7 protein-coding genes are annotated in these 8,977 nt (G+C 62.5%); 6 read left to right on the top strand and 1 reads right to left on the bottom strand.

Going from position 1 to position 8,977, the window contains the following annotated elements; genetic code table 11:
- The 3 genes from ACMNI9_RS06500 to ACMNI9_RS06490 all read left to right on the top strand — a co-directional run.
- The coding region (locus ACMNI9_RS06500) for a tyrosine-protein phosphatase (RefSeq protein WP_418831296.1) at positions 1-382 on the top strand (382 nt) is incomplete at its 5' end.
- A gap of 108 nt (positions 383-490) precedes the next feature.
- Positions 491-2,689 (top strand): efflux RND transporter permease subunit, encoded by a 2,199-nt coding sequence (locus ACMNI9_RS06495; protein WP_418831295.1) that lies wholly within the window; start codon positions 491-493, stop codon positions 2,687-2,689.
- On the top strand, positions 2,686-4,545 hold the full coding sequence (locus ACMNI9_RS06490; RefSeq protein WP_418831294.1) for a hypothetical protein: 1,860 nt from the start codon (positions 2,686-2,688) through the stop codon (positions 4,543-4,545). Before ACMNI9_RS06495 ends, ACMNI9_RS06490 begins: the two co-directional genes overlap by 4 nt.
- A gap of 361 nt (positions 4,546-4,906) precedes the next feature.
- Here ACMNI9_RS06490 and ACMNI9_RS06485 read toward each other — a convergent pair whose 3' ends face one another.
- The gene (locus ACMNI9_RS06485) at positions 4,907-5,803 is read right to left on the bottom strand and encodes an arylamine N-acetyltransferase family protein (RefSeq protein WP_418831293.1); all 897 of its coding nucleotides are present in this window, start codon (positions 5,801-5,803) and stop codon (positions 4,907-4,909) included.
- A 563-nt stretch (positions 5,804-6,366) separates the two neighbouring features.
- Here ACMNI9_RS06485 and nrfD point away from each other — a divergent pair.
- The 3 genes from nrfD to ACMNI9_RS06470 are packed head-to-tail and all read left to right on the top strand — an operon-like array spanning position 6,367 to position 8,888.
- The gene (nrfD, locus tag ACMNI9_RS06480) at positions 6,367-7,341 is read left to right on the top strand and encodes an NrfD/PsrC family molybdoenzyme membrane anchor subunit (RefSeq protein ID WP_216528959.1); all 975 of its coding nucleotides are present in this window, start codon (positions 6,367-6,369) and stop codon (positions 7,339-7,341) included.
- A gap of 21 nt (positions 7,342-7,362) precedes the next feature.
- Positions 7,363-7,851, top strand: coding sequence for a GntR family transcriptional regulator (locus ACMNI9_RS06475; protein WP_114567008.1), 489 nt, complete (start codon positions 7,363-7,365; stop codon positions 7,849-7,851).
- Positions 7,848-8,888: a slipin family protein gene (locus ACMNI9_RS06470; protein ID WP_418831292.1), complete on the top strand. Its 1,041-nt coding sequence runs from the start codon at positions 7,848-7,850 to the stop codon at positions 8,886-8,888. The genes ACMNI9_RS06475 and ACMNI9_RS06470 overlap by 4 nt, the downstream gene beginning before the upstream one ends.
- Positions 8,889-8,977 lie beyond the last annotated feature (89 nt).

Raw genomic sequence — 8,977 nt, 5'->3', positions numbered from 1 at the left:
CGGCACGGCGCTGCGATCGATTGCCGCGGAGGGCGTTCCTGCGCTGGTGCACTGCGTGAACGGCAAGGACCGCACCGGTGTGCTCTGCGCCGTGCTGCTGCGCGCATCGGGAGTCCATCCCGACGACGTCATGGCCGACTACCTGGCAACGAATCAGGTGAACGCCGCGTCCATGCGCGCGGAGGCCGCATCGCTCGGCGCGGGCATGACCGACGGGGAGCGTGCGATCCTCCAGTCGTTTCTCGAGGCGCGACCGGCGTACCTGGACGCGTTCTTCGCGGAAGTGGACAACGCGTTCGGCTCGTTCGACCGCTACGTGCGGGAAGGGTTGCGACTTCGTTTTGACCAGGTTGAACGGCTGGCTGCCCTGCTTGTGCGGTAGCTCGTCGGGGCGCGAGCGCATCGTCGCGCGCTTGTTGGTTGTTTCCCCACCTGGTGTTGGGTATTATTCGAAGTACGAAACGGCATCAAGGCGAACGGGATTCCCCTCATGACACGCACGAATTGTACGGACCGCATCATAGACGGCGTCATCGCGCGCCGAAAAGCGGTTGTGGCGGCGTTCGTGACCGTCGCCATCGTGTGTGCGGCCATGATTCCGTTCGTCGGCGTCAACTACGACATGGTCGACTATCTGCCGGACGAAGCCCAATCGACCACCGCCGTGGAAATCATGAGCACGGAATTCGCCCAGGCTGTTCCGAATGCGAACGTGCTGGTGCACGACGTGTCCGTGGCGCAGGCCCTCGAACTTAAGAGCAAGATCGCCGCTGTTGACGGTGTGGAGTCCGTTATGTGGCTCGACGACGTCATGGATGTGGCAACGCCGCTGGAAATGGCCGATCCGTCGCTGGTCGAAACGTACTACCGCCATGGCGCAGCTCTGTTCCAAGTGGCGGTTGCCGAAGGCTTCGAGGGTCGGGCCGTTCCCGCGCTGCGTGCGCTGGTGGACGAGGCGGGGCCGGGAAACGCAGTGTCGGGCGAAGCCTCCGATACGGCGCAGACCACGGCCAGTACGGGCGAGGAAACCGGAAAAGCCGCGCTGGTCCTGGTTCCCATCATCGTGCTGCTGCTGGTTCTTTCCACTCGGTCTTGGATCGAGCCGGTGCTGTTTCTTGCGGCCATCGGCGTGTCTATCATCATCAATATGGGTACGAACATCGTGTTCGGCCAGGTGTCGTTCATCACGTTTTCGGTGAGCCCCATCTTGCAGCTGGCGGTTTCGCTGGACTACGCCATTTTCCTGCTGCACGCTTTCGCGGCCGAGCGGGCTCTTCAGCCTACTCCCGAGCGTGCGATGGCCGTGGCTATGCGCACGTCGCTGTCCACGATCGCCGCAAGCGCCGTCACCACGCTTTTCGGATTTATGGCGCTGTCGTTCATGCAGTTCCAAATCGGCGCCGATCTGGGCATCAACCTGGTCAAGGGCATCGTGTTCAGCTTCTTCACGGTCATGATGTTCCTGCCGGCCCTCACGCTTTCGCTGTACAAGCTTATCGACAAGACGGCGCACCGGCCCTTGCTGCCCTCGTTTCGCAACGTGGGGCGCGTGCTGGCGAAGGTGCGCGTGCCGGCGCTCGTGTTGGTGCTTGCGCTGGTGGTGCCGGCGTATTTGGGCCAGGCCCATACCGTGTTCACCTACCAGAACAGCGAGCCTGATCCGAATTTGCGCGCAGGGGCCGACACGCTCATGATCCAAGACGAGTTCGGTCAGCAGAACGCGGTGGTGGTGCTGGTCCCGCGCGGCGACGTTGCCGCCGAAGCGGCGCTTTCGGCCGATTTGGCGAAGGTCGACAACGTGGCCAGCGTCATCTCGTACGCGGCAACCGTAGGGGCGACCATCCCGCAGGGTTTCGTGGGCGCGAGCGTGCTGGATCAGTTCTACTCGCAGAATTGGGCGCGCATCATCGCTTATACGGACACCGACGTGGAGAGCAGCGAGGCTTTCGCTACGGTCGAGGCCGTTCAGCGTACGGCGGCTGCGCATTACGGCACGTACTACACGGCGGGGCAGTCGGCGAACTTGTACGACATGAAGAACATCGTGGCCGTTGACAACGTGGTGGTTGCTGCGGTGGCGTTCACGGCCATCCTGCTGGTGCTGCTGGTGACGTTCCGTTCGCTGCTGCTGCCGCTGGTGCTGCTGTTGGCCATAGAGTCGGGCATCTGGATCAACCTGTCCATCCCGTACTTCACGGGCGATTCGGTGAACTTCATCGGATACCTGGTTATCAACACGGTGCAGCTGGGAGCGACCATCGACTACGCCATTCTGCTGACCACGCACTACCTGACCCATCGCAAGAATCTTCCTGCGCGCAAAGCGGCGTATCGGGCCTTGGGCGAGACGTTCCCGTCGCTTCTGGTTTCGGCGGGCATTCTGGCTACAGCCGGGTTCGCGCTGGCGTTCTCGTCCACCATGTCGGCGGTTGCCAGCCTGGGCATGCTGCTCGCGCGCGGTGCGTTGCTGTCGTTTGCGCTGGTCACGTGCTTCTTGCCGGCATTGCTCGTGCTGCTTGACGGCCCCATTCGCCGGACCACCTGGCGTGCGAACTTCGCGCCCAAAACGCAAGAGGGCGCGGCGGGCGACGTGTCTGCGGCATCGGAAGCTTGCTGTTCGAATCCCTCGGTCGCGCTTGGAGGCGCTTCCGTTTCCGTGCTCCATACAAGTGAAGGAGACGAATCATGAGGAATCATCCCTGCATGCGCACGGGCCTTGCGGCCCTGCTGACCATTGCCTTGTCGGTGGCGTGCGTACCCGGCGCGCTCGCGCTTGCCCAGGACGAATCGGCGAAAGAGCCCGGGGCGAGCGGCGCATCGGCGCAGCCGGCTTCCACCGCAACGTATCGGAAGTCCGAGGTGGTGTACGCGAACCTGACGGCAAGCGGGAAGCCGGAAGCGGTGTACGTGGTCAATCGCTTCGACGTAACGGGTGCGGGATCGATCGCGGACTACGGCGATTACACGGCGGTGCAGAACCTGACCAACCAGGCGGATCTGAAGCGCCAGGGCAACGCCACCGTGTTCGAGGCGGGTGAGGGCGCGTTCTTCTACCAGGGCGACGCGGCGCGGACGGCGCTGCCCTGGCGCGTGTCGCTTGAATACAAGCTGGACGGCAAAACCGTGCCGGCCGATCAGCTGGCCGGCGCGTCAGGGGCCTTGTCCATCCGGGTGAGCACTGCGCGAAACGATGCGGTTCCCCCGGCGTTCTACGACAGCTTCATGATGCAGATCACGTTTACGCTGCCGGGGGCTGTGGCATCCGACGTGACGGCCGAGGGGGCCACGGTGGCAAGCGCGGGCCAAGACACCACGGCAGCGTTCACCGTTCTGCCTGGCCATGATGGTGACTTCGAGTTGAAGGCCCAGGTGAAGGATTTCCGTATGGCGGGTGCGCAAATAGCCGCGCTGCCGTATTCCTCGGTTATTGAGATGCCGGACACGAGCGGCATGGCGGACGGCATGACCAGTTTGTCCGATGCCGTGAGCCAGCTTGCGGCGGGAGCGTCGTCGCTGGCTTCGGGCGCGAGCGCACTGTCGAGCGGCGTTCAAGGGCTTTCGTCGGGCGCGACGTCGTTCGGGCAAGGTTTGGCGCAGCTCGACTCGTCTTCGGGTGCGCTTGTGGAAGCCTCGAGCCAGATCAAGACCGCGTTCGATGCCATGTCCGCGGCGTTGTCGAAGATCGATCCCGCCCAGCTTGAGCAGCTCAAGCAGCTTCCGGACGCGATCGACCAGATAGCGGACGGACTCGAGGTGCTTGCTCGGCAAGCGCATGCGGTGCAGCAGGAGTATTCCCAGGCCATGACGGCGCTCGATGGGGCGATCGGGGGGCTGTTGGCGAATGCTCCGACGCAAGGTCAGATCGATTCGTTGAAGGAATACGTCAAGGGCGATTCCTCCCAAGCTGAAACCGTGCAGAAGCTTCTGTCGGTGTACGAGGCTGCTCAGGCGGTCAAAACGGCGTACGTCGAAGGGAAGCCGGCGTTCGACGATGCCGACAATGCGCTGTCTGCCTCCGCGGTCGCGCTCGACCAGCAGGTAGCTGCGTTGCGCGCCGCTGCCAAGCTGCTGGATGCGGCCGTAGCCGACGGGCGCGTTGACCAGCTGGTGCAGGTGGTCGAGGGGTTGTCTCAGCTGCCTGCTTCGTACGGCCAGTTCCACGACGGCTTGGTGCAGTACACCTCTGGCGTGTCGGCTCTGGCTGCCAGCTATGGCGATCTCGAGTCCGGAACGTCGTCGCTTGCGGGTGGCGCACGCCAGCTTTCGGGAGGCGCGGGCTCGCTGAGCGGCGGGTTGGGCCAGCTCAATGCGACCACGATCACGCTGCCGGAAACCATGCGCAAGCAGATCGAGGAGATGACCGCGGAATTCGATTTCCCCGAATTCGACCCGGTGTCGTTCGTGTCGCCTGACAACAAGAACGTTGCTGCCGTGCAGTTCGTGATGTCCACGGCGGCCATCGAGAAGCCCGAGGCGCCGCAGGAAGAGGAGTCGAAGGCCGAGCCGACGCTGTGGGATCGCTTCTTGGCGTTGTTCCAGGGATAGAGGGTTTGCGGACGGGGAAGGGGCGGCTTGCCGCCCTCTCGGTCGGGTGGCGGCGGCTCTTTTGCCGGCCCGTCCGGCTTCGACCGTCTCGCCTTCCCCTCGCGCGGGCACGAAATCGCGGGTCTGCGCTCCCCGGATAGCTTCGTTGCCGCGCCGCCCGCGACTGCCTGCTCTCTGACCTGGGGTTCTCGTGCATGTGCGCGACACGGCGCGCCCCGCAGGTCGTTTCGTGCAGCGCAGACCCGCGATTTCGTGCCCGCTGGGGGCCGCATCGGGAATTGCGTGACTCCCGATGACGGCGCGGGCACGCTCTGTTTCCCGAAGGGGCGACTCGATTCGCCGTTGCTCGCGAGGCGCTTTGCTAGCCAGGCAGCACGATGCCGAAGTGCTCTTCTAAAAGCGCCCGGAACATGTCTTCGGAATCGACGGCTTTCGTCTCCTTGCCCTCGGGCGTCACCTGGGTGAACGTGTTTGCGGTGATGGACACGTTCCCGTTTTCGGTCCGACGGTTGATCAACCTTTGCTGCGTGAACATGGAATCGGGATGCGTGGAGCAGTAATGGGAAAGCGGCACGAAATCGGTCAGGGCTATCGGTGCGTCAAGCAGGGCGAACGCAGGCGTTTCCGTTGCGTCGCCGCGCCGCCTTTTCGCTGCGTTCCCGCAGTATACGAGGTGCCACCAGCACGAATCGTGCAGTTCGACGCGAAACGCCTGCCCGCACCATTCGACCTCCGCGCCATCGACAAGGGGGATGGCGCATGCCGGCGAAGGCCCGCCGTAGCCGACTTCCGCGATGTATCGCTGTCCTTCTACGCGTGCGATCGTGCCCCGGTGCAGGATGGGGTAGACGTAGCCCCGGTCTTTCAGGCTGCGTCCCAAGCAAGGCGACGTTTCAACGCCCATGTGCTTGAGCAATGCGTTGAACAGGGCGTTCAGTTCGAAGCAGTAGCCGCCGCGCCGTCCGACTACAACCTTGTCGAATATGTCGGGTATGCCCAACGAAACAGGGCGATGGTAGTCGCATGCGTCCAGGTTCTCGAAAGGGATGCGGCTTTGGTGCGCTAGGATCATGCGGTCCAAGTCGCTTTTCGACAGCGGCAGCTCGGGCTGTTCCATCTCCAGCCTTTCCCAGTACTTTTGAACATCGGGGATGTCTTCGTACAGCTCCTCGTACATTGCGGCTCCTATCGTGAGTGCGTCGAGCGCCGCCTGCTGCAGTGGGCAAGCAAGCGCGCCTCGGTGCGATGGTTGTTCCATGGTCGCTCTTTCGGTCGTGGTCGCGCATCCCTCCCGAAGGATGAACCGGGCTCATTCGCTTGTGTTCGAAGGCTGATTTCTTTCATTGCTCGTGCGGGTTGGGGTGTCGTGGGGGGTCTTTCTCGTTAGGGTGGCCCCGCATCCTCGTGTGCGGGCATAAAATCGCGGGTCTGCGCTCCCCGGGCGACTCCGCCACCACGCCGCCCGCGACCCCCTGTTCCCTGGCCTGGTGTTTTCGTGCGAGCGCACGAAACGACGCCCTCCGTAGGGCGCTTCACGCAGCGCAGACCCGCCAGTTCGTGCCATCGCCTCCAAGCGCTGCGTCTTTCGTCGTCTCCGCCTCCCGCGGAGGCTTCCTCGATCAATCACCTCTGATGCCGAAGCGCCCTTCGGGAAACGCGCTGCGCTAGAAGTCTCAAGCTGCAACGAGGCGGTGCGGCAGGCCCTTCGTCACGCTCCGCTGCATACCTTTCCGAAATCGCGTACAATGTTCTCGATAATTGTCTTAGGATAATGTGCGGGCGTTTGGGAGAAGGCTTGCGGCCAGGGAGGGGGGCGGCGCGTTGTTCGGATCGCTGATCGTGTGCTACTTGTTCTTGGGCGGCGCGGGAGCCGGTGCTTGCCTGGTTTCGGCTGCGCTGAGCTTGCTGTCTCCTGCTTCTCTGACCGTGCAGCGCATGCCTGGTCGCACGGGTTCGCCTTGCAGGATCGTTCGCCTGCCTGAAGCGTATAGGCGACTGCTTGCTCCGGGGCTTGCCGCGGGATTGACGGCGCTTGGAGCTGGCATGGTCTGCTTGCTGGCGGACGTCGGGCGCATCGATCGCGTGGCGTCGCTGCTTCTGAACCCTTCATTGTCGTACGTTGCGGCGGGCGCCTGGGCTTTGGCCGCGTGCTTCTTGCTGGCGTGCTTCTTGCTGGTTGCATGGGTCGGCTTGGCCCGCCTCTCGGTTGCGGTGGTTCGCGTGGCCGAGGTTTTGCTGGCTTTGGCATCGGTCGTGACCATGGCGTATACGGGCTTACTGCTGCAGAGCATGCCCTCGGTGCCGCTCTGGTCGACGCCTTGGCTTCCGGTGCTGTTCGTCTTTTCGTCGCTTTCGTGCGGATGCGCTATGGTTCTGGCTGTCGGTCAGTTCTCAGGCGCAGCGCGAATGTTCGGGGGCGTGTTTCGGCGGCTGGCGGCTGTCGATGCCGTGGTCGTGGCGTGCGAGATTCTGGTTGCGGCAGCTTACGTAGCTGCGGTTTCGGGGCTGACCGCGCTGGGGGCTCCTGCGTTTTCCGGTTCGAGCGGCACCGGACAGGCGCTGGCCGTCTCGTCGCAGGTTTTGGTTGGCGGCCCGGACGCGTGGCTGTTTTGGGTTGTGTTCGCGGCGGGCGGACTTGCCTTTCCGCTTGCGGCTGATTTGGCGATCGTGCGGGTTGCGAAGCCTTTGCCGATGATGGCTTTAGCTGTGGCTGCGGGTGTTTTAGCCGGTGGGCTCGCTTTGCGGTATTGCCTGGTTGAAGTGGGAATGCAGCCTGTTTTGCAGATGGGATTGTGATAAGGATGGAGAGTGCGACCAATGGATAAGTCCACGTTTCCTTTCGAAGTTGATGCAACTACCGACGTGCCTTTGTGGGTACAGCTGCGCCAGCGGCTTATCTATTTGATCAATTCCGGTTATTTCAAGCCGGGCGATCGGTTGCCGACGGTGCGTGGGCTGGCGTCCGACATTTCCATCAACTACAACACGGTGAACAAGGCGTATCTCAGCCTTGTGTCCGATGGATATCTGGAATCGACGCGTGGGCGTGGCGTGTTCGTGCGCGACTTGGATGCGGAGATGGACGAAGGATTCGCAAAGGAGATCGATAGCCTTATGGACGATTGCATTGCGGCGTGTCGCGACCTGGGCTTGTCTCTTGACGACGTGCAGCGGTGCATGCTCCTTAAGATCAAGCAGGCAAAAATGGCCGAGGGGATTGAGGACGATACTTCAGTGGAGGGATCTGGCCGTATCGTGAAGGTGGACGTGATCGGTGCATCTGGCGGCAAAGTGCGCGGCGCATGATCAACTGGTATAAGAAGAGGGAAGAAACCGACATGAATCTTGAAAACAGCAGGAATGCTCGGCGCAGGCGGACGACTGAAGCCGAGTCGCGTTCGTTCGGAGGGCGTTCCTCGTGGAGGGTGCTTCCCGATGCGAATACGGAAGTGGCGGGCGAGCGCGCTTCGAGCGCGGGCGTGCTGCTGTTTACCGCGACGGTGTTTCTGGTGACGTTTTGCCTGATTATGGGCATCTCGATAGGGGCAACGGGTCGTATGGGGCTGGTTTCTCTTGCGCTTTCGCTGGTTATGGGGCTGCTGGCTGCCATGTCTACGCATATCGCGCAGCAGTGGGAAAAGGTGGTGGTGCTGCGTTTCGGCAAGTTCAATCGAGTCTCCGGGCCGGGGTTGTTCTGGACCATCCCTATTGTCGAGCAGAACACCATGCGCGTGGACAACCGCGTTCGCGTGACCACGTTCGGAGCCGAAGAAACCCTGACGGCCGACCTGGTGCCGCTCGATGTGAACGCGGTCCTGTTCTGGCACGTGTGGGATGCAAAGGCAGCGTGCATGGAGGTGGGGGACTTCACGCGCGCGGTGGAGCTTGCCGCTCAGACGGCTTTGCGCGACGCTATCGGTCGGGGAGGTGCGGCTGAGGTTGCCATTCGCCGCGAACAGCTGGACCGCGAACTCAAACGCGCGCTCGAAGAGAAGGTGGAGCCTTGGGGCATTACCATTCTGTCGGTGGAGATCCGCGACATCTTGCTGCCGAAGGAGTTGCAAGATGTTATGTCGCTTGAGGCTCAGGCCGAGCAGCGCAAGAAGGCTCGCATCATTCTTATGGAGGCTGAGCAGGACATCTGCGAAATGATGGACGATATGGGCGATACATACGCGCGAAACGATGCTGCGCTGCGGTTGCGCTCCATGCATCTTCTGTATGAGAGCGTTCGGGAAACCGGCGGCACGGTTGTGGTGCCAAGCAGTTTCAGCGAGGGCTTTGGGGACGTGCTCGGCGACGCTGCGAAAGACGTTCTTGGCGGGAAAGGCGGGAAAGCGTAAGGTCTTGTTGTCGCGTTTCCAAGTTGCGTGGCTGTTCTGTACACAATTCGTGCGTACGCAATAATTCTCGTCCGATTACCCTTGATTCG

It is taken from the genome of Paraeggerthella sp. (assembly GCF_048427265.1).
In the GTDB taxonomy this organism is placed as follows: Bacteria; Actinomycetota; Coriobacteriia; order Coriobacteriales; family Eggerthellaceae; genus Paraeggerthella; species Paraeggerthella hominis.
The sequence above is the reverse complement of the archived record's forward strand: the minus strand, read 5'-3'. Positions and strand labels throughout refer to the sequence as shown.